The organism is Ensifer sp. GW823-FHT05D09, assembly GCF_058795755.1.
The window spans coordinates 277,544-295,151 of record NZ_JBXAIA010000002.1; the positions used below are offsets into that span (position 1 = coordinate 277,544).

Below are 17,608 nucleotides of genomic sequence, written 5' to 3' on the forward strand. Positions count from 1 at the left end.
TGGAAACAAAGGCTTGCGTTCAGCCCTTGCCGCGGCGGCAGCGCCAGTTCCAGTCGCGCTGGGCGCCAATGTCGATATGGACCGATTCCGTGTGACAGTAGGTGCCGACACCGCCGCGTCCAGGAATGCTGCGCAGGAAATCGGCCAATTCCCATTTGCTGACGCCCTGGACTTGAATGTCTGCCGCTTCGCAGCGCGTATGCAGCGATTGCTTGGCGCGGTTGACCTTGATCGGGCGCAGGCCCGACGTCACCATGACTTTCTTGCCGTAATGCGTTTCGACGTTTTTCAACATCTGCATCAGCTCGGGCTTGAAACAGCCCGCATCAACCTTTTCGGTCTGCAGAATAAGGCCACTTGGCGCCAGCCGAGCAAGGCCGGAAAGCGATGCGACCTGAACCGGAGCGTCCTCTTCATCAGCGGCATGGTCTTCATGCGCGACGCTGAACAGCGGGCTCATCTTGACGCCAGGCAGGCTGGTGTAGGCAAGCGAGGCCATCTGCGGTTGGCTGGCATTGCTCGTGGTGATGGTCTTTTTTTCGGCCGGCTGGGCTGCGCGCGCCGTCTCCTGCTGCTGCTTTTCTTTGCGCTTCCCGGCGAAGAGGCTCGCAAGCGTCCAGGCCTTGGGAACCTCCTTCTTACCGCTTTCGCTGGCCTCGTTGTCTGACGCTATCGTCGCGGCCTGAGCCAGGTCGGTTGCCGGCTGTACCTGCTCTGCGGCTTGCACCGGCTGCAGCACGCGCGACGTCTTGCCGCCGATGGCGGCCTGCGCGCTCAAAGGTAGCGGTACCGACGCGGGAAGGGTGGCTCCTTCCGGGACGGCATAAGCCATCACGGCCGTATCGGAAGGCGTAGCGTCGGTTTCGTTCAGGGCGCCCTGCTGTGGCTGGATGATTGGTTGGGGTTGGGGCTGTGTTTGTGGCTGTAGCTGCTTCGGGCTGGTGCCGAAAAGACTGTTCGTCGTCGCGTTGACGGTCGGCTGGGCGGTGCCTGTCGCCGGAATCGAGCCAGTTGCTTGCGGCTGTACACCCACCGTTGCCGCCTGCGCACCAGCTGCTGTCGGAGCCTGGCCGTAGATGCTGGAGGAGGCTGCGCGCAAGCCCGTGCTCTGCATGGCCAGCGGTCCGCCCTGCTGCGCGGGGTCTTGCCCTGGCGCGAGGGCGCCATTGCCTTGCGCTGGCTGCGGATTGCTGCCGACGGCCGACACCTGCGCGTCGCGAACCGCAACGCCAGCCTGGGTCGAATCGGCGACCTGCACCGGTTCCTGCGTTTGTTCGACCGCCAGTGCATTTGCCGCTTCGCTATCGGCCACAGCAGAGACGCACCCGCTTAGGGCAAACAGCGAAACGGATATCGCGGCCGCGCGGCTGATGGACGACAGCAGCGCCCTCTTGGTTTCCCGATGTTGCAACGTCCTATCCCCGCTCTCCGTGCATGATCGGTGAGATCGTCACCTTGGCCATGCATTAAGTCTCAGTTCCGAAACATCGCTCAGAACAAACAAACACGAATTTCGCGCAGCGGCCCAAACGGATCGCTGCGGGAAGGATTAGGCCAAATACAGTCAAGGGGGCATCGCCACGAGACATCGCGGATAGGACCCCGTATCAACGTTTCGCGCGGAAAGTTACTGAACGATACGTGATTTGTAAACTGGCGCTAACCTTGAGCCCACATGCGCCCAGCATGCGAAGGCCCGGTGTCGGTGCCGGGCCTCGGATCATTCATCATTTCCTGGGATCCGCGACTCGACTGTGCCAAGCCGGAAATGCCGGCTGCAGACATCAATCATCGGCGGCTAGAATTGTGCGAGGCTTACCAGGCGCCGGTATTGGCCATGGAGGCCCAGGGCTCCTGCGCCGGCAGGTTGTCACCCTTCTGCAGGATCTCGATCGAAATGCCATCGGGCGAGCGCACGAAGGCCATGTGTCCGTCGCGCGGTGGGCGGTTGATGGTCACGCCGTTGTCCATCAGATGCTGGCAAAAGCCGTAAATGTCGTCCACCTCATAAGCCAGGTGACCGAAGTTGCGCCCGCCTGTATAATCCTCGCTATCCCAATTGTAGGTGAGTTCGAGGCAGGGGGACAATTCGCCCTTTGCCCGGTCCAGATCGCCGGGAGCGGCCAGGAAGACGAGCGTAAACCGGCCCTTTTCGTTCTCATAGCGGCGGATTTCGCTGAGGCCGAAGAGCGTGCAGTAGAATTTCAAGGCCTCGTCCAGATTTTTGACGCGAACCATCGTGTGCAGATAACGCATTGCAATGTCCCTGTTTCGAAGAAGATGGCGTATACTTATCTGCCAGCAAGCCAGAGGCAAGGCTGCGTCCCTACATTTGACCTGGGCCAAAATACGCCGAGGGTCTTGCGCATAAGCGGCGGGACGATGTTATTCTGGTCAATAAGAATCAGTTAACCGTAGTCAGTAGTCGCGCGTAAACGAGGGGCTGGGAGAGAATGGCGGATAGGACATCTTCAAAAGACGTCATGCAGGATGACGACTTTGGCAGCGACGCCCTCGACCTCGTCGAAATCACCGGCGTGATCAAATGGTTCGATGTCGCCAAGGGCTTCGGCTTCATCGTGCCTGACAACGGCATGCAAGACGTGCTGGTGCACGTGACCTGCCTCAGGCGCGACGGTTATCAGACGGTGCTGGAAGGTGCCCGGGTCGTGGCGCTCATCCAGAAGCGCGACCGTGGCTATCAGGCCTTCCGGATTCTCTCGATGGATCAGTCGACTGCCATTCATCCTTCGCAGTTGCCGCCGATCAGGACTCACGTGCAGGTCACACCGACGAGCGGTCTTGAGCGCGTGCTGGTCAAGTGGTTCAACCGAACCAAAGGCTTCGGCTTCCTGACGCGCGGTGAAGGTACGGAGGATATCTTCGTTCACATGGAAACGCTTCGTCGTTTCGGCCTGACGGAGCTGCGCCCCGGACAGGTGGTTCTGGTGCGCTTCGGCGACGGTGAAAAGGGTTTGATGGCGGCCGAGATCCACCCAGATGGCCCAACGCCGACGAGCCGCTCGCACTAATGACGACGGTTCGAACCTTTTCTGCAAGAAGCGCCGCCATGGCGCTTTTTTTGTCGCTCGTATTGTGTGCCGTTGCCGCCCTTGCGGACGTTACGTTCACGACCGAAAGGATGCGGCTGGTGACAGCCGACAGCAAGAGCCACGAGCTGACGGTCGAACTCGCCATCGACGCGGATCAGCGGGAGCAGGGGCTGATGTTTCGCCGCTCGATGGCGCCCGATCACGGAATGCTGTTTGATTTCGGTGAAACGCGCCGTGTCATGATGTGGATGAAAAACACTCATCTGGCACTCGACATGCTGTTTGCCGACAAGAGAGGTGTCGTTCGCACGGTCCATGAGAATGCGGTGCCATTCTCCGAGGCGATCATCGATTCGCGCGAGCCGGTGGCGTTCGTGCTGGAACTCAACGCCGGCACCGTCAAGCGGCTGGGCATCAAGCCAGGCGACCGGCTGGAAAGCGCTCGAATCGGCGGCAATTGATCGATCGCATCAAAGCCCTGATCTCATCCCGCCCGGCTGATCCGATGATTTGATTTGGCAGCGCATCTTATTATTCTCGCCCTGTAGCGAGCCTTTTCGGCAGACGCGCCCTACATATGTTGGTAATCTTTCTATCGGACCAACAGGAGCATCTGTGATGATCAGGCATGTGCTTGTTGCAATCTTTGCCGCTGCCGCTTTTGCGCCGGCTGCGTCGGCTGCTGATCTGACCGAAAACCTCGAACCTGCGCCGCTGGTGGAAGCCGCGCCCACCTTCGTGTGGACCGGCGGTTATGTCGGTCTGCAAGGTGGCGGCGGTTGGCTCAATGGCGATTTCAGCGCTGCAGGTGCAAGCGCTTCGCAGGATTTCAACGGCGGTCTTCTCGGCGCATTTGCGGGCTTCAACTATCAGCAAGGCGACTGGGTCTACGGTATCGAGGGCGATGTCAGCTACAATTGGAACGACAAGACCTTTGATATCTTCGGCGCTGCTCCGGAGGTTGGAACCGATGTGTCCGGCTCCGTCCGCGGCCGTCTCGGCTACACTGTCAACGACAAGGCGTTGCTCTATGCGACGGGCGGCTGGGCGATTACGCGCGGCTTCGTCGACGTGCCGGGGGCTTCCAAGGAAAAGGAAACCTTCAATGGTTGGACGATCGGCGCCGGCGTCGACTACGCCTTCACCGACAGCCTGTTTGGCCGGGCCGAGTACCGATACAACGACTATGGCGACAAGGACATCGGCGGCGTCAATGTCGACCTCGACCAGCATCAATTCACGGTCGGCATCGGCGTGAAGTTCTGAGGAGAACTGCTGCGTGTTTCCTTAAGTCGTAGCCGGTTTACGGATAAAAACATGCAGCAATTCAAAATGCGACAGCGACCTTTGCGCGCCCGAGAAGACGCGCGGTGCTGCAGGGGGGAGGAAGGCTCCGATGGCTTCGGAGCCCTCTTCGCGGTGGGGGCATCCGCACCATTCACGCCCAGACCGCCGCCGACGCCTCACGCAATCCCTGGCTAAGGACCAGCGCGGCTGAGGATCGCATTGCGATCAGCTTCGCTTGCAAGATCGATGGTGACGCGCATTTCGTCCTTCACTGGCCGTCGCAACGCGTTCTTGCCCGATGGTGTCGTGGATATGCGCCCGGTCTGTTCAAGCATGGCGATCCGTTTGCGTGACAGGCCGAGTTCCGTCGAGAGCAGCCTCTCCGTTCTGAGCATTGTTTTCATTTCCAGGTTGAGAGCGATCTCCAGGTGCAGGGCTGGTTCGACTGCCGCCTTCAGAATCGTCTTTTGCAAACGGACATCGGCGAATTCTTCGACACGCCCCGCATTCCGGCGCAATCCGTCGATATCGAAGGCGACTTTCTCGATCCAGCCGCCATCGTTGTTCTGCAGCGCGTGCAGCGTCGCCTGGTCGATATCGCCGACATGTCGCCGCTCGAAGATGGGACGGTTCCAGGTGCTGTCGCAACTGCTGCAGCGATAGATCAGCCAGGCGTCCAGCCGCCGGCCATTGGCATTGAGGCGCGTCTTGCCGCTCGTCTCGAATGGCCGCGTCGTTCGGCAGCGATTGCAGGCGAGCCAGGGACGTGGCGCGATTTGCGGCGTGATGGTCCATTGGACCAGGAATGTGTGAGACATGTCGTCTGGTTCTTCCGATTGGAAGTCCATCAAGACGACGGTTTGAGCACCCGTTCGGGGGACGCGGTCTGGCAGCGTTTTGGTGATGGTTCGATCCGCACGAAGTTTCATGCAGCGACAGGTCGGCAATGCCATTCCGGTCTCGAACCGTCACCTCGACGAACGCATTGAAATGCGATCCGACAGCGATGATCGCTATCGGGTGTGCGTGGTGAAACAAGCGAGACCGGGGTTTACAAAGGCAAAGCAGAACTCCAGGAAAGACAGCGTTTGCTGCGCAAACGTCCTAGCCGAATATTATTGCTACGGGAAGTAGCGGGCGCGAAAAATGGTCGCGTTTTCGGATTTTGGCCATGAGCGCGGAGCGTTACGCCACGCGATGCTGAAGCCTGAAAATGGCTAGTGAGCCGCTCTGGCTCTCGCCAATCCGTGCTCGATCAACAGGCCGACAAGCTCGGGATAGGGGATGCCGCTTGCGGCCATCGCCTTCGGGTACATGCTGATATCGGTAAAGCCCGGCATGGTGTTGACCTCGTTGATCACCGCGCTCATATCGGCACGAACAAAAAAGTCGACGCGAGCGAGCCCTTCGCAGCCAAGCGCGATGAACGCTTTTCCGGCCATATCCTGCAAGCGTTGCGTGACCTCATCTGGCAAAACTGCCGGCACGCTGATTGCGGCGCCATCTTCGTCGATGTACTTTGCCTCGTAGGTGTAAAAACCGTGGCTGGCATTGGCTGCGATCTCGCCCGGAACGGAAACCATCAAGGCTCCGTCCGGCCTTTCGAGCACGGCACACTCGATTTCCCGCGCCTTTACGAACTCCTCGATCAGAACCTTGGTATCGAACTTGAAGCCTTCGTCGAGCGCGTGTCGCAATTCTTCGGCCGAGCGCGCTTTGCTGACCCCGACAGACGACCCCTGCCGCGCAGGTTTGACGAACACCGTCTGTCCGAGCGCGGCTGCTATGTCCTCATAATCTGGGCGTTGATCGGGCTTGAGGGTGACAGAGCGGGCAACCGGCAGTCCCGCTTCGCGCAGCAGTCGCTTGGTCATGTCCTTGTCGATGGCGTTCGCTGATCCGAGGATGCCGCAGCCGACCAATGGAATGTTGCAAGCCTGCGCGAGACCCTGCATCGACCCATCCTCGCCATGCAATCCGTGCAGGACGGGAAACAGGATATCGATTGCTGGCGGATGAGCCGCCTGCGCAGTCGCGTCGAATGCGAGCAGGCGACCGCGCCCGCCGGGAACCAGGCAGACCTTGGTGCCTGAATAGGCGATGGCGGCGGGCAGGGTGCCTTGTACCGTTTCTATCAACAGCCATTGACCGGTCCGGTCGATGAGGATCGGCACGACCTCGTATGTGTTCGGGTCTATGGCCTTCACGACGTTACGCGCCGAAAGAATGGAAACGTCATGCTCTGAGGATTGGCCGCCGAAGAGCACGCCGACACGCAATCTTGAGGTCATGAAAGGTCCTTTCTCTGAAGGGGAAACAGTCTATGGACCCAGTTGTACCTGACCAATTGCAACCGAATTGAGATGCTTCCAGCCGCGCTCTATGCGCTGGGCGTTCGCCGAACCGCTGAGCCGGCGGTAACGCGCTGAGCTTCAGAAGGTATGTTGCCCCTCAAACCGGGCATCGCCACGCGTTCCTTCAGGCGCCGACGACCGCTGCAGCGCATGGAATCATTGCGCGGCTTTGGCCTTGAAACTGAGACGTTGGCGTCAGCTGCGAGCCAATTGTTATGCGCCAACTCGATCAGGGCTTCCGCGGGCTGCTCGGGCGCCCAGCCAGCCGCTGGGACCAAGGCAAAAGAGCATCAAATTTGCCACATTGAACCGCACTGATTTGTGGAACGGTTTCAGCGATCAGGCGTTACTCTTGCCAGGCAGCGTAAGCCCGCGGGCAGAGGCTGCCTGTATCTCGTAAGGCGGGGCTGAAAACCCGCCGGAGATGGGAGCAACGCCATGAAAATTTCCACGAAGATGTCATGGGTCGCATTTGTCATCACCCTTGCTGGGACCACGGTGCCGGCTTTTGCCGAGAACGACTATTATGAGCCGGTACCCGGCGGCGTCTATGTTGATCCCATGCCGATGGGCAGCGTGTACGTGGAGCCGGTGCCGCTCTACGGTGCATACGGTTACTATCGTCCCCCGGCGCTGACCTTGGGTGACGAAAGGGAACGCTACACGAACGAGTACATGGGTGGTGGTGAAGGTGACTACTACCAGGGGATCGCGCATCCGCCGTCAGTTCCCTGAGCGTCCGATCGTTCAGCGTAACGAAACCAGAGTTGTGATCTACCGCCAGCCGAGAGCCGGCAATGCTGATGCAAGATCGACGGTCTTGTGCGTTGTAGTCGGCGCCCAACCAGTCTCGGACGGCCACTCTGCCGGAGCGCCGAGGCGACTAACGGCTCTTGAACTGATTGCGCAGCGCGCCTCAGCAAATCTACCGGGAACCTGTACGGGATTTTTCCGGGACTGTTCAGGTGACTCTCGGGAGTCCGCCGAAGTGTGCCTCGCGGTCGGCGCAGTTTGCGACGACGGGTCAGGCTCTTGTCGGCTTCGGCTCCAAAGCCGTCACCGTTCCTCTTTCAGGATTTCGTCCAATACCTCTTCACCTAACACGTCCTCGTTGCCCACGAACCGGGACACTTCAACATGGCCGTCCTCAAAGATCGAAATCTCAACACGCTCACCGACCACTGTAGCCGTGATGTCTATCGTATCGGGACGATATCTGCCGATAAAATAATGGACTTTCGCATCGTCCAGCCGCCTCAGAACCTCGAACACTTTCGACATTGACGAAGCCTCCCAGTGGCATCACGCGCCGCCATTTATAGCTGCTCTTCTCGCCGCAACAATGATTGCTTGTGGCGTACAGTTGCCGCCATCCGAAAAAATCTTCCATATAAATGCCGGCTCGTTTCGTAGAGCTGGAAGGGTATCGCCATAGGTGACGGCCGACACTCAGATTGACGGTTGGGGGGGATGCAACATGGTGCCAAGCAGGTGTAGCTACGAAGTTGGTGCGGTGTGAAACGCCCAAAAATCGCCAATGCCGAATTTTGCGACGTGTTCGTCACCGCACAGGGATAACCCTTGTCGCCAAACCAACCAGGTCCAGAAAAAATGTGTCATGCCATGGAGGTAGGTGGCGACCCCTGCAGGATTCGAACCTGCGACAACCTGCTTAGAAGGCAGGTGCTCTATCCAACTGAGCTAAGGGGCCGTTGCGGGCAGGGCCCGTCGAAAACGGCTCAAGGACCTCAATGGGTCCAGGGCTGCATCCGGCTGAAACGGAAATTGTCCGGGTAGGACACAGTCTTGCGGGTCGCCTCCTTCGGGGCAATCACGCGGTACTCGATGCCGTTGCGCTCGGCATAGGCGATGGCCTGCTCCGCACTTTCGAAGGTCAGTCGCAGCTGCTGCAGCGTATCACCCGAGCTGGTGTAGCCCATGACCGGGTCGATGGTGCGCGGCTTTTCCTGATCAAACTCCAGCAGCCACAGATTCGTCTTGGCTTTGCCAGACTGCATGGCGGTCTTTGCTGGACGATAGATCTTTGCGGACATGGTTTCGAACGGCTCCGTTATTTCGCTGCTGAAGCGTTTTCTCGCCGCAACACGCGTCATCCCATAGCGCAGAATGATTTAAAACGGAATGACTTTCAGACGGATAAATCTGGCTTTTCGCCCGGATTCTGTCAGCGGCATGAGGTGGGACGCTGGCCAAGGGGGGCGGCCACGCAATCGCCGCCAGACACGATCGTCGGACCACAAACGCCGAAAGCACTCACAGATCGACGCATGCCAATGTTGCAGTCGACCAATAAGTCAATATTTTCAGGGATTTCGTTGGTCGGAGTGGAGAGATTCGAACTCCCGACCCTCTGGTCCCAAACCAGATGCGCTACCAGACTGCGCTACACTCCGTGCCAACGGCGCCGGAGATACACGCTTCACCCACGCCCTGCAACATGTAATTTCATGCCGGGCGAGCTTCCGGGGAAAATGTCATGCGCTTATGGGATGCCCGCGTGGCCAATATGCCGGAAATTCAGGCTTTCGCGCCCGATTTCTCATTTTCATTTAGTAATCCCTAAACTCCATGCGGTAGAGGCGCGGCGACGAACAACCAGTCCGAGCCGGATCGATGACCGCCCAACTTGACCTCGCAACTGTGCTGCTGCTCCACAAATCGTCGTTTCTGGTCGGCGCGCTGTGCTTTCTTTATCTCCGGTGGCAATCGCCCCGGAATGAAGGGCTTGGGATTCTCGCAATCGGCTTTCATTTTCTCGCCTTGGCATCCACGCTTGCAGGATATGGCGAGCAGAAGCTGCTGCCGGCATTTTTGTGGACGCTTTCGAGTTTTACGCTCGGCCTTACCGGCTACGCTCTCTTCTGGATCGGGCTGTGCCGCCTTAGTGGTCAAAGGCGGCAACGGGCCGATTGGCTGGCACTTGCTATTCCCTTGACCGGGGTGATCGTCGGCTTGGTCACGCATTTCCATGTCGTCAACTACATGCGTGCAACCGCCTTCAACACCGGTGCTTTTGTCGTTCTCGCCGCCTCCGCCTTTAAAGTCGTCTCGGACCGGAGGGATGAGCCGTTGCCCGTACGGGCAATCTTTGCGGCGTCTCTGGCGGTCGCGGCCGCTCTTTGCCTTGCTGTCGTGGTTGGCCTGCTCAAGCCGGAATTTCTGCCGGTTACCACGACCTACGCCTTCTTCCTGCTGATCATCAGCCACTTCGCCATCGCACTCTTTGCGCTGGTGCTCGTCAAGGAGCGTGCGGAGGCGGCATTGCGGCGGACGGCCGATACGGACATGCTGACGGGCGTTGGGAATCGCCGATGGTTCCTGTCGCAACTGCCCCGCTTCGGCTTCGAGGGCGATGCCCTTGCGATCATGGACCTCGACTTCTTCAAGCGCATCAATGACCGATTTGGCCACCAGGCAGGTGACAAAGCGCTGATCGCCTTTGCCGAAACGGTGCGCGCTAACCTGCGTTCGAGTGATTGTTTCGCCCGGCTCGGAGGCGAAGAGTTCGGGCTCTACCTCCCGAAAACGAGCGAAGTGCAAGCCCAGGCCGTCGTCGAACGGCTCCGCCTTGCCATCGAGCAATTGGATATCCGATTTGACGACCGTCGCGTTGCTCTCAGCGTCAGCATCGGCGTTGTCGCCGGCCGCGGCGTGCAACGTAGCTGGGAGGAGCTGTTCAGCATGGCCGATGCCGCGCTCTACCAGGCGAAGGATGCCGGCCGTAACTGCGTCGTCGCCTATGCCCCGCCACCGGCGTCATTTGCGAGGAACATATCAGGAGCGCGTGTAGGTTGAATTTATCGCGGGGCGGCGTCGATCTGCCAGCCTGTGAGCGCCAGGGCTGCTGCGCCGCGTGGCTGTACCGCTCTCGATCCCGGCCTCGTTCAAGGTCGTGGATAAAAAAACGGGCCGGCGGAAATGCATCCAGCGGCCCGTTCCGGCAATCTCGCGGAAAGGGGAACGTCTCTGCGCGGGGCTGCAGCGCCGCGCGAAGGGAGATCGATTGCCACCTGATAATGCCTGAATGCGCCTTGCCCAATTGACATTTCGCGCTGAAAATTTGACATTTATCGCATGGACGCCACAGAGAAAATGCAATCTGTGATCGATGTCGTGGTTGTCGTTCTGCCAGAATCGTCAATCATGTCTCTGGCTTCTGTGCTCGATCCGATGCGGGCTGCCAATCGGGTCTCGGGTCGCCAGGTCTTTCGCTGGCGGTTGTTGTCGGGGGACGGCCAACCAATCATCCTGACGTGTGGCATTCCGATCGCCGTCGACGGCAAGTTCGCCTTGCCGCTCGAAGGCGATGTCTTGCTGGCGATCGGTGGCTTCAATCTCGACAGGCATGTCGGAAGCAGCTTCATCGCGACGCTTCAGGAGTGCGCCCGCCATTTTGACGTTGTGGCCGGTATCGAATCGGGCTGCTGGCTGCTCGGCCGCTCGGGTCTGCTCAACGGCCGCAAGGCGACAGCCCACTGGGAAGAGCTGGAGGATTTCAGCCAGGCATTCCCCGCATTGACGGTGCTGGGTGATCGCTTCGTCACCGATGGAAAATTCTGGACCTCCGGCGGCGCATCGCCGACTTTCGACATGATGCTGCATCTCATCAGCCAGCGCCTCGGCTCTGCCTTGGCGCTCGATGTCGCCAGCATCTTTGTCTACGACCAGACCCACAGCGCGACGGACGTCCAGCCGGTGGTCTCCCTCGGGCGGATAGAGACCCTTGATCCCGGTTTGGCGGGGGCGATCCGTCTCATGGAGCGCACGCTCGAACGGCCTCTCACAGTTTCTGCGCTCGCACGTCGCCTGTCCGTGTCGCAGCGAAAGCTGGAGTCTCTGTTTTCAAAGGGCCTTTCGACCAGCCCCGGCGCCTATTACCTGCGCCTGCGCCTTCAGGTCGCCCATCGGCTTGTGCGCGATTCGGGAAGCCCGATCCGCGAGATCGCGCTGCGCTGCGGCTTCGACAGCCTCTCGGCGTTTTCTCGCGCCTACAGCCGCGAATACGGAACGAGCCCGTTGAAAATGCGCGGCAGGCACCGCGGCGCGGCTGCGATACCGCAACGCGGCGAGGGGATCTGAAGATGGTGAGTGCGCCTGATCCTTCGCTAGCGATTGCTATGCTTGGAGGTCGCGCAATCGGACGCCTGGTCTGCGTTCATTGGCAGCGGGCTTCGTACCGGCGGCCATAGCGATCACGATAGATACAATAGCCTTGGCGGTCCTGGGAACGCCCAATCAGGTTACCCATGAGCCCCCCGGCCACAGCGCCGATAGCCGCACCGCCCCAGCTGTCGCTGACGACACCCCCGATAAGGGCGCCGGTACCCGCGCCGATTACGGTCCCTTTCTCTGTCTGAGTGCAGGACGCGAGGGTCGCAATCATTCCAACTGCAATGATAAGGTTTTTCATGCTTTCATCCCTTTGCTCGATGTTAATCTGGACTATCTCGATGGGAGTCTTTGCATTCACGCTACGTAACGCAGCATCTACGTAATGCGCGTAATTGTCGATAGTGGCGATTCGTGAAGGGATTCGGCGCGCTGATTGGCCTCTCATCCGGGCAACCCGGCGGCGTTAGGCTTCGTTTCGCGATCGGCGTTCCGAGCGTTTCTCTGCTTCGTTCAGAGCCGTGCCCGTTTCTTGGATCGCATCCAGAGTAGCGGTGTTCATGGTAGCCCGCAAAGAACGACGACAGCAACCGCTGGCACGCATGCCGATGACGAAAGTGCCCCGCTGGTGGCGGATTGCGGGCGACTTGGTATGTCGCAGCCGGAAGCTATTGGCTCGAAGTGGAGACATCAATGCTCCGCCGAGCCGGGCGGGGGGTGAGGTTCACAGACGTTAGTGCCCGCTACTGAATTATCCCCGTATAGCGTTGCTTGCCACCACCGCAGCCGCCCGGCTGCCGGACACCACCGGATCAACGCGCTCACCCCGACGGCTCCGCTGGCGCCAGACCCATCGTTCCGTCCGCCCGAGGGGCTTTTTTGACACGCGCAGCCGTTTGAAAGCAGTGCACTGTCGTTCATCGGCAGTTCAGGGTGATTAGCTCAATGTGATAACCAGTTAGGAGGAGTTTGCTATGAAAAAGCTCTTATCCGCCCTCGCAGCGATCAGCTTGGCTGCGTCTTTCGCGTTACCGCTAAGCGCCGCTCCGATTTTCGTGCCGAAACCTGTAGAAGTGCAGGCCATCACTACCGCCGAACAGGTCAACCACTGGCGAAACCGCCATTGGCGGGCTGACCGTCGGTGGGATCGCCGCTGGGATAGGCGGCACGCCTGGCGTTCCTGCGGCTACTACGACAGGTGTTACCCACGCTATTACGGGTACAACGGCTACCGTGACGGTTATGGTTACCGTGACCGATACCGTTACCACCGGCGTTCGGGTGTGACCATCTACTTCAATTTCTAGCGGGATGCGCTGCCGCGCCAAGCGGACGCTGGATTTGCTACGGATCGATACGAAACGTGCAGCAATTACTCAAAGCGCACAGGTCTGGAAGTGGCGTCAAAGAAAGAGAAAAATGGTGAGCGCGCAGGGATTCGAACCCTGGACCTACTGATTAAAAGTCAGTTGCTCTACCGGCTGAGCTACGCGCTCCCTAGCCGCGGCCGTGAAGCCCGGCGGAAGTGGGCGGACATATGCACTTGAGCTTCCCGCCGGTCAACCCAAAAATTTCGGCTTTCGTGAAGAAATGGTGCATGGCGCAATGATCGCCAAAAGGTGATTGGTATCATCCGGATCATGCGGCTATGGAATGGCCCAAATACCGCATGCCGGAGTTCTTGCCGTTGTCGATTGCCGATATTTCGATCTGGACCGCCATTCTCGCTGGTGCCCTGTCCTTCCTTTCGCCCTGTGTTCTGCCGCTTGTGCCGCCCTATCTCTGCTATATGGCAGGTGTTTCGGTCGATCAGTTTCGAAGCGGTGAGGCGGTTTCGGCGCGCAGCACAAGGCGCGCCGTTTTGCCGGCGGCCCTTCTGTTCACGCTCGGTTTTGCGACCGTGTTCGTGTCGCTCGGTGCCGGCGCATCCTCGATCGGCCTGCTCCTGCGCCAGCACATGGATCTCCTGTCGCGCATCGGTGGCGTGGTGATCATCATCATGGGTCTGCATTTCCTCGGCGTGTTCAAGATCGGCCTGCTTGCGCGCGAGGCGCGTTTTCAAGGCGGCGGCAAGCCGGCGACGTTGTCTGGCGCCTATATCATGGGCCTTGCCTTCGCCTTTGGCTGGACGCCTTGCATCGGCCCGGTGCTTGGAACGATCCTCGGGGTTGCGGCAGCACGCGACACGGTCACGGACGGCGCCATGCTCCTGGCCGTCTATTCGCTCGGACTTGCGATTCCGTTCTGGATTGCAGCCGGTTTCTCCGGTGCGTTCATGCGCTTTCTCCTGCGGTTCCGACGCCATCTCGGCCTCGTCGAAAAGCTGATGGGCGCGCTTCTGGTGCTGGCGGGCCTGGCCTTCCTCTTCGGCTTCATCAGTTCCGTCGCCATCTGGTTCCAACAGACCTTCCCGATTCTGATGAAGATCGGCTAAGTCGACCGAGGACAGGGGCGCGTTCGCCGATTGCGGCTCAACCTATTGGAATCGATCAGGTTGATGCTATTGGGTTGAACAAGCCCAATTGAACGGCAGCGCGAACTTTGCGCTTAAACGACGACTGTCGCAACGACTGGGCATCGGGTGGGGTTCTGTTCCCGCTCAGCGGATCGCATGCGCATGGTCGGGGAGTGGCATGACGGAAATTGCTGGCCTGGTACTGCCATTCTTCGGGCTGATTTTTCTCGGTTATCTGACCGCCCGCTTTGTCGAGCATCCGGGCGAGGCGATGGGATGGTTGAACACGTTCATCATCTACCTCGCTTTGCCGGCGCTGTTCTTCAAGCTGGTGTCGCGAACGCCGATCGAACAGCTGACGCGCGCCGATTTCATCCTGACGAGTGTCGGGGCGACCTACGTCGTCTTTTCGCTGATCTTCATCGTCGGCCTGTACGCGCGGCGCAACACCGTGGGCGAGGCAACCATCCAGGGCTTTGCCGCCGCCTACGGTAACATCGGTTACATGGGGCCCGGGCTTGCCTTGCTGGCACTGGGCGACGCCGCGGCGGTGCCGGTCGCGCTGATCTTCTGCTTCGAGAATGCTGCGCATTTTACCGTGGCGCCAGCGATGATGGCGCTGTCGGGCGGGCGAAAGGAAAAGCCTGTTGTGCTGGCCTTCGGCATCGCCCGCAAGATCATCCTGCACCCATTCATCCTGTCGACCTTGGCGGGTGTCGTCGCGGCATTTTTTGCAGTCCAGCCGCCGTTGCCGGTGCAACGCCTGATCGACTATCTGGCGCAGGCGGCAGCCCCTTGTGCCCTGTTTGCCATGGGTGTGACGCTGGCGCTGCGGCCGATCAAACGCATCCCGGTCGAGATCGGGTACATCGTGCCGGCCAAGTTGATCCTGCACCCGCTCCTGGTGTTTACGGCGCTCAGCCTGACAGGCAACTATGATCCTGTCTGGGTGCAGACGGCTGTGTTGCTGGCCGCGCTGCCGACGGCGACGAACGTCTTTGTCATCGGACACCAATATGGCGTCTGGCAGGAGCGTGCATCGGCGACGATCCTGATCACCACGCTGCTTTCGGTCGCAACCGTGACCGGGCTGCTCTACCTGATCCGCTCAGGCGCTCTTCCGGCCGATCTTTTCCCGTAATCCGTCCTTCAGCGCGTGGAACGCGCTGCCGGGGTGCACGCCTTCACGCATCAAAAGGCTGCGTAGCGGTCCCGCGGCAGAGAGAATGTGCAGGCCGACGGCGCGCAGCGCCTGAACCGGCAGAAAACCGGACAGAAGCGATCGGTTCAACAGATCGACGCTTGCCGTGCGGCTGACGATGTCCGGACGGCGACGGCTGTCGAATCGGTCACCGATATCACCTTGCAGATTGTCGTCCGCTTTTGCGCCGATCAGATCGACGAGCGTCATTGCATCGCGAAGACTCAAGTTGAGGCCCTGGGCGCCGATTGGCGGGAACGCGTGCGCAGCTTCGCCGACGAGCGCGACCCGGCCCTTGCCGAAGCGATGAGCGCTCATGCCGGAGAGCGGGAAGGACTGCGGGGCAGCCTCGACGGTGACCTTGCCGAGGATCGACTGCATCCGATCTTCGACGGCACGCGACAATGTCGCGAGGTCGAGCGCCAGCGTGGCAGCCGCATCTTCGGGTTTGCGCACCCACACGAGGCTTGAGTGATTGCCGGGCAGGGGCACCTGGGTGAAGGGGCCGCTCTCGGTGTGAAATTCGGTCGACGTGTCCTGGTGGGGAAGCTCGTGCGCAAAGTTGAGGACGATGGCGGTCTGCGGATAGGACCAGGTGCTGACGGCGATCTTGGCCGCTTCGCGCACCGGCGAACGGCGACCATCGGCGCCGACGAGCAGATCGGCCGTGATATCGCGTCCGTCATCCAGCGAAATCCGCGCCTTGTCGTCGGAGAGGTCGAAATCGACCGCCGACATCGTCAGGCGGTCGAGCGTTGCTGTTTCGGAGGCGCGCTGGCGCAGGATATCGAGGAAGGGGGCATTCGGAATGTTGTAGCCGAAAGCCGCGAGTCCAACTTCCGAGGCGCGGAAGTTCACGGTCGGCGCCCGCAGCAGGCGGTTGGTGCCGTCAAGAATGCGCATCGTCGACAGCGGCGCCGTCACCGGCTGAACCTTGTCCCAGAGGTTCAGTTTTTTCAGATATTCGATCGACTGGTCCATCAGTGCGGTCGTCCGTCCGTCGGACGATGCCGGTTCCGGCCCGATCAGCGCAACGCGGTAGCCCGCCTCGGCAAGCGCGATCGCTGCCAAGGAGCCCGCCAGACCGGCGCCGACGACGGCAATGTCGTAATGATCCATGATGGAAAGAACCCCTTCGCTCGCGCCATCAAGCGCCTGCTGCTTTCATTTCGATCTTACTTCTAGTCTTCGGCAAGTGCGAAATAAATGGGTTGAATCAGCGCAGAAGCAATTTGAAAATGTCCACAGATCAATCTCAGTCGGACAAAGTCTTGCTTGAATTTTGCTGGCGATGCGTTGCAAAGGGTGCATATTACGCGCAATGCGCCGCCAAAGCGGTTGGGGCGGGGTTACAGCCCCGTCTGGCGAAGTGCACAAGGGGATAGGCGGCGTCCGCAGATGAAGTTTTTCAACTACAAAAGAGTCCCCTACGCCGAGATCCGCGCCTTCTCCGTGCACATATTGACCGCCTCCGGGTCGTTCCTTGCTTTTCTTGGCGTCGTTGCCGCGGCTGAGCACCGTTTTGTCGATATGTTCTGGTGGCTTGGCCTTGCCTTGCTGGTGGATGGCATCGACGGCCCGATCGCCCGCAAGGTGCGGGTCAAGGAAGTGCTGCCCAACTGGTCGGGTGACACGCTCGACAACGTCATCGACTATGTGACTTACGTGCTCTTGCCGGCCTTTGCGCTCTATCAGAGCGGCATGATCGGCGAGCCGTGGTCCTTCGTGGCAGCCGGCGCGATCGTCGTCTCGAGCGCGATCTACTATGCCGACATGGGCATGAAGACCGACGAGTACTTCTTCTCGGGCTTTCCCGTCGTCTGGAACATGGTGGTCTTTACGCTGTTCGTCATCCAGGCCAGCGAACTGACCGCATCGATCGTCGTCTTCGTGTCGGTGGTACTGACCTTCCTGCCGATCAACTTCCTGCACCCGGTGCGCGTTCAACGGCTGCGGGTGCTCAACCTCGGCGTCTTTTTCGTCTGGTCGGCGCTCAGCATGTACGCGCTGCTTCTGCATTTCGTGACGCCGGCCTGGGTGATGACCGGTGTTCTAGCAACAGGCATCTATCTCTACGTGATTGGTTTCGTCCTGCAGATTTTCCCCAAGCTCGGCCGGACCTAGGAGC

Annotated in this window: 18 protein-coding genes and 3 tRNA genes; 10 read left to right on the forward strand and 11 right to left on the reverse strand. The window is 59.9% G+C overall.

Annotated features, from left to right (window positions below; genetic code table 11):
- Nucleotides 1-19: 19 nt before the first annotated feature.
- Entirely contained in the window at nt 20-1,411 is a 1,392-nt protein-coding gene (locus AC1Q80_RS07070) for a D-Ala-D-Ala carboxypeptidase family metallohydrolase (RefSeq protein WP_492360001.1), read from the reverse strand.
- Nucleotides 1,412-1,815: 404 nt separating this feature from the next.
- Complete coding sequence (locus AC1Q80_RS07075) at nt 1,816-2,256, reverse strand: VOC family protein (RefSeq protein WP_077498238.1); 441 nt, start codon at nt 2,254-2,256, stop codon at nt 1,816-1,818.
- Between the two features lie 197 nt (nt 2,257-2,453).
- Between AC1Q80_RS07075 and AC1Q80_RS07080 the strand changes: the two genes are divergently transcribed.
- The 3 genes from AC1Q80_RS07080 to AC1Q80_RS07090 all read left to right on the forward strand — a co-directional run bounded on the left by AC1Q80_RS07080 (nt 2,454) and on the right by AC1Q80_RS07090 (nt 4,319).
- On the forward strand, nt 2,454-3,032 hold the full coding sequence (locus AC1Q80_RS07080) for a cold-shock protein (protein ID WP_077498237.1): 579 nt from the start codon (nt 2,454-2,456) through the stop codon (nt 3,030-3,032).
- The gene (locus AC1Q80_RS07085; RefSeq protein WP_209792333.1) at nt 3,032-3,514 is read left to right on the forward strand and encodes a DUF192 domain-containing protein; all 483 of its coding nucleotides are present in this window, start codon (nt 3,032-3,034) and stop codon (nt 3,512-3,514) included. The genes AC1Q80_RS07080 and AC1Q80_RS07085 overlap by 1 nt, the downstream gene beginning before the upstream one ends.
- A 157-nt stretch (nt 3,515-3,671) precedes the next feature.
- The gene (locus tag AC1Q80_RS07090) at nt 3,672-4,319 is read left to right on the forward strand and encodes an outer membrane protein (protein ID WP_173419907.1); all 648 of its coding nucleotides are present in this window, start codon (nt 3,672-3,674) and stop codon (nt 4,317-4,319) included.
- Nucleotides 4,320-4,531: 212 nt separating this feature from the next.
- On the opposite strand, the gene AC1Q80_RS07095 is transcribed toward AC1Q80_RS07090, so the two are convergent.
- Both AC1Q80_RS07095 and AC1Q80_RS07100 read right to left on the reverse strand, forming a co-directional pair.
- The gene (locus AC1Q80_RS07095; protein WP_492360002.1) at nt 4,532-5,158 is read right to left on the reverse strand and encodes a DUF1062 domain-containing protein; all 627 of its coding nucleotides are present in this window, start codon (nt 5,156-5,158) and stop codon (nt 4,532-4,534) included.
- Nucleotides 5,159-5,557: 399 nt separating this feature from the next.
- On the reverse strand, nt 5,558-6,631 hold the full coding sequence (locus AC1Q80_RS07100; RefSeq protein WP_492360003.1) for a D-alanine--D-alanine ligase family protein: 1,074 nt from the start codon (nt 6,629-6,631) through the stop codon (nt 5,558-5,560).
- A 501-nt stretch (nt 6,632-7,132) separates the two neighbouring features.
- Here AC1Q80_RS07100 and AC1Q80_RS07105 point away from each other — a divergent pair.
- Nucleotides 7,133-7,429 (forward strand): hypothetical protein, encoded by a 297-nt coding sequence (locus tag AC1Q80_RS07105; RefSeq protein WP_176354769.1) that lies wholly within the window; start codon nt 7,133-7,135, stop codon nt 7,427-7,429.
- 321 nt (nt 7,430-7,750) lie between these two features.
- On the opposite strand, the gene AC1Q80_RS07110 is transcribed toward AC1Q80_RS07105, so the two are convergent.
- From AC1Q80_RS07110 to AC1Q80_RS07125, 4 genes are all read right to left on the reverse strand, one after another.
- Nucleotides 7,751-7,975: a hypothetical protein gene (locus AC1Q80_RS07110; protein WP_492360004.1), complete on the reverse strand. Its 225-nt coding sequence runs from the start codon at nt 7,973-7,975 to the stop codon at nt 7,751-7,753.
- Nucleotides 7,976-8,328: 353 nt separating this feature from the next.
- Nucleotides 8,329-8,405 (reverse strand) — tRNA-Arg (locus AC1Q80_RS07115).
- 37 nt (nt 8,406-8,442) lie between these two features.
- A complete protein-coding gene (locus AC1Q80_RS07120; protein WP_065781518.1) occupies nt 8,443-8,748 on the reverse strand; it encodes an ETC complex I subunit in 306 nt (101 codons plus the stop codon).
- A 283-nt stretch (nt 8,749-9,031) separates the two neighbouring features.
- Nucleotides 9,032-9,108, reverse strand: a tRNA-Pro gene (locus AC1Q80_RS07125).
- Nucleotides 9,109-9,328: 220 nt separating this feature from the next.
- Here AC1Q80_RS07125 and AC1Q80_RS07130 point away from each other — a divergent pair.
- Complete coding sequence (locus tag AC1Q80_RS07130) at nt 9,329-10,510, forward strand: GGDEF domain-containing protein (RefSeq protein ID WP_492360005.1); 1,182 nt, start codon at nt 9,329-9,331, stop codon at nt 10,508-10,510.
- Nucleotides 10,511-10,789: 279 nt separating this feature from the next.
- A complete protein-coding gene (locus tag AC1Q80_RS07135; protein WP_492360006.1) occupies nt 10,790-11,794 on the forward strand; it encodes a GlxA family transcriptional regulator in 1,005 nt (334 codons plus the stop codon).
- Between the two features lie 76 nt (nt 11,795-11,870).
- Here the strand turns inward: AC1Q80_RS07135 and AC1Q80_RS07140 are convergent, their stop codons facing one another.
- On the reverse strand, nt 11,871-12,125 hold the full coding sequence (locus tag AC1Q80_RS07140) for a YMGG-like glycine zipper-containing protein (RefSeq protein WP_173419914.1): 255 nt from the start codon (nt 12,123-12,125) through the stop codon (nt 11,871-11,873).
- A 673-nt stretch (nt 12,126-12,798) separates the two neighbouring features.
- Between AC1Q80_RS07140 and AC1Q80_RS07145 the strand changes: the two genes are divergently transcribed.
- Nucleotides 12,799-13,131 carry a hypothetical protein gene (locus tag AC1Q80_RS07145; RefSeq protein ID WP_492360007.1) on the forward strand — a complete coding sequence of 111 codons (333 nt, stop codon included), beginning with the start codon at nt 12,799-12,801 and terminating at the stop codon, nt 13,129-13,131.
- A 113-nt stretch (nt 13,132-13,244) separates the two neighbouring features.
- Here the strand turns inward: AC1Q80_RS07145 and AC1Q80_RS07150 are convergent.
- A tRNA-Lys gene (locus AC1Q80_RS07150) sits at nt 13,245-13,320 on the reverse strand.
- Between the two features lie 191 nt (nt 13,321-13,511).
- On the opposite strand from AC1Q80_RS07150, the gene AC1Q80_RS07155 reads away from it, so the two are divergent.
- Both AC1Q80_RS07155 and AC1Q80_RS07160 read left to right on the forward strand, forming a co-directional pair.
- A complete protein-coding gene (locus AC1Q80_RS07155; protein ID WP_053247663.1) occupies nt 13,512-14,258 on the forward strand; it encodes a cytochrome c biogenesis CcdA family protein in 747 nt (248 codons plus the stop codon).
- Between the two features lie 199 nt (nt 14,259-14,457).
- Nucleotides 14,458-15,420 carry an AEC family transporter gene (locus AC1Q80_RS07160; RefSeq protein ID WP_209792354.1) on the forward strand — a complete coding sequence of 321 codons (963 nt, stop codon included), beginning with the start codon at nt 14,458-14,460 and terminating at the stop codon, nt 15,418-15,420.
- Here the strand turns inward: AC1Q80_RS07160 and AC1Q80_RS07165 are convergent.
- Nucleotides 15,388-16,599: a UbiH/UbiF family hydroxylase gene (locus AC1Q80_RS07165; protein ID WP_492360008.1), complete on the reverse strand. Its 1,212-nt coding sequence runs from the start codon at nt 16,597-16,599 to the stop codon at nt 15,388-15,390. The two genes, AC1Q80_RS07160 and AC1Q80_RS07165, sit on opposite strands and share 33 nt — an antisense overlap.
- A gap of 279 nt (nt 16,600-16,878) precedes the next feature.
- On the opposite strand from AC1Q80_RS07165, the gene pcsA reads away from it, so the two are divergent.
- The gene (pcsA, locus tag AC1Q80_RS07170; RefSeq protein ID WP_492360009.1) at nt 16,879-17,604 is read left to right on the forward strand and encodes a phosphatidylcholine synthase; all 726 of its coding nucleotides are present in this window, start codon (nt 16,879-16,881) and stop codon (nt 17,602-17,604) included.
- Nucleotides 17,605-17,608 lie beyond the last annotated feature (4 nt).